The sequence below is a fragment of the Microtetraspora sp. AC03309 genome, assembly GCF_020826795.1.
Lineage (GTDB): Bacteria > Actinomycetota > Actinomycetes > Streptosporangiales > Streptosporangiaceae > Microtetraspora > Microtetraspora glauca.
In genome coordinates this window covers 1-647 of record NZ_JADDIL010000338.1, presented here as the reverse complement: position 1 = coordinate 647, position 647 = coordinate 1, and the positions used below count along the sequence as shown (strand labels likewise).

The following is a 647-nucleotide window of genomic DNA, read 5'->3' as shown; positions in this document are numbered from 1 at the left end:
CCACAGGGGAAATAGCGTGCTGTCGAAGTTGCTCCGTCTCGGTGAAGGCCGCATGGTCAAGCGCCTCAAGAAGGTCGCCGACTATGTCGACACCTTGTCCGACGACATGGAGAAGCTCTCGGACGCCGAGCTGCGTGGCAAGACCGACGAGTTCAAGAAGCGGATCGCCGACGGTGAGGACCTGGACGATCTGCTGCCCGAGGCGTTCGCGGTCGCTCGCGAGGCCGCCTGGCGGGTGCTGAGCCAAAAGCACTTCGAGGTCCAGATCATGGGCGGTGCCGCCCTGCACTTCGGCAACGTCGCGGAGATGAAGACCGGTGAGGGCAAGACCCTGACCGCGGTGCTGCCCGCCTACCTCAATGCACTGTCCGGCAAGGGCGTGCACGTCGTCACGGTCAACGACTACCTGGCCAAACGTGACAGCGAGTGGATGGGCCGCGTGCACCGCTTCCTCGGCCTGGACGTGGGCGTGATCCTGTCGGGCCTGACCCCGGAGGAGCGTCGTGCCGCCTACGCGGCCGACATCACCTACGGCACCAACAACGAGTTCGGCTTCGACTACCTGCGCGACAACATGGCGCACTCGGTCGAGGACATGGTCCAGCGCGGCCACAACTTCGCCATCGTCGACGAGGTCGACTCGATCC

General features: G+C 64.9%; 1 protein-coding gene. It reads left to right on the top strand.

Going from position 1 to position 647, the window contains the following annotated elements; translation table 11 throughout:
* Positions 1-52 precede the first annotated feature (52 nt).
* Positions 53-647 (top strand): DEAD/DEAH box helicase (locus IMZ11_RS43205; RefSeq protein WP_374463270.1); only part of this gene is annotated, 595 nt, incomplete at its 3' end.